Annotated in this window: 2 protein-coding genes; both read right to left on the reverse strand. The window is 46.1% G+C overall.

Annotation, left to right across the window (positions count from 1 at the left end):
- Window positions 1–25 precede the first annotated feature (25 nt).
- On the reverse strand, window positions 26–889 hold the full coding sequence (locus PAEAM_RS24185) for an IS3 family transposase (RefSeq protein ID WP_100529271.1): 864 nt from the start codon (window positions 887–889) through the stop codon (window positions 26–28).
- A gap of 11 nt (window positions 890–900) precedes the next feature.
- Complete coding sequence (locus tag PAEAM_RS24190; RefSeq protein WP_036673079.1) at window positions 901–1,218, reverse strand: transposase; 318 nt, start codon at window positions 1,216–1,218, stop codon at window positions 901–903.
- Between the last annotated feature and the right edge of the window lie 69 nt (window positions 1,219–1,287).

Here is a 1,287-nt window from a genome sequence, read left to right on the forward strand (position 1 = left end):
TGGACCTATGTCAAAAAAGTAGACACTACGCTGCGGATTTGTCCGTAAATTTCATCGCAAAACGAGCAGGGGAAAGATACCCTAGCGCGCCATGCATTCGCTTGCGGTTGTAATAGAACTCAATGTACTGGTAGATGGCAGTATAAGCCTCTTCCGGCGTCTTGAAACGAGGGTTGCAGTAAATGAGTTCCTTCTTTAAAATACTGTGCCATGACTCAATACAGGCGTTATCATAACAGTTTCCTCGGCGGCTCATGCTTGATTCCATTCCGTATGATTTTAGTTGCTCCACGTATTCTTTTGACGTGTATTGAGAGCCGCGATCCGAGTGATGGAGTAATCCTGGAGCAGGGCGTTTGGCCTTATAAGCTTCCTCCAGTGCACCCATCACCAAACTGGTTTCCATATGGTTATATAGACGCCAGCCTACAATTTCACGTGTGCACAAATCCAGAACGCTGGCGAGGTATAGACGACCTCCTCGGCAAGGAATGTAGGTGATGTCGGTAACCCATACCGTATTCGGTTTGGACGTTTTAAATTGCTGATTCAGCGTATTTGGCGCAAGGGGATGGTCGTGTTTGGAATCCGTCGTCTGAACGCGATATTTGGGCATGACCACAGAACGTAGATTCATTTGACGCATGTATATACTGACGGTACGGGAAGAGATTCGCAACCCTTCTAAATGGAGCAGATACGTAATTTTAGGGCTTCCACACCGCATCTGGTGGTCGTAAAAATGATACCGAATACGCTTCATGACCTCGTCTTTGCGGTTCTGCCGCTTGCTGATTCGGTCCATTCGCCATTTGTAATATCCGCTCCGTGATACTTGAAAGGTTCTGCACATCTTCTCCAAAGAAAACTCGGAGCGATGATCTTCCACAAACTGAAATCTTAGCTCTTTGGTTTGCTGAAGATGTGCACTGCTTTTTTTACAATCGCCAGTTCTTCTTGTGTATCCGCAAGCGTGTGCTCTTTCTCTTGAAGCAACCGGCGCATCTCTTGAAGCTCTGCCTCCAGTTCCTTCACTCGATCTACGCTTGCAACAGGTTCATGTTTTAGTTCGCGATACTTACTCATCCATTGGTGCAACGTACTTTTTGGAATGTTGAGTTCTTCTGCCAAATCTCCAAGTGTCTTCGTCTGCTCTTGAATGAATTTGACCGTTTGTTTCTTGAATTCTTCGTTATATCGTTGCCGCTGTTCTCCCATGTGGACACCTCCGTTAGTCTTATTATCCTTCCGTCCGTTAACGGGTGTCCACTTTTTATTCTAGCTCCA

The organism is Paenibacillus sp. GM1FR (assembly GCF_002803315.1).
Lineage (GTDB): Bacteria > Bacillota > Bacilli > Paenibacillales > Paenibacillaceae > Paenibacillus > Paenibacillus amylolyticus.

What these genes read in the sequence shown, in the direction of transcription:
- PAEAM_RS24190 (WP_036673079.1), bottom strand. Translation starts at nt 1,218, where the DNA reads ATGGGAGAACAGCGGCAACGATATAACGAAGAATTCAAGAAACAAACG.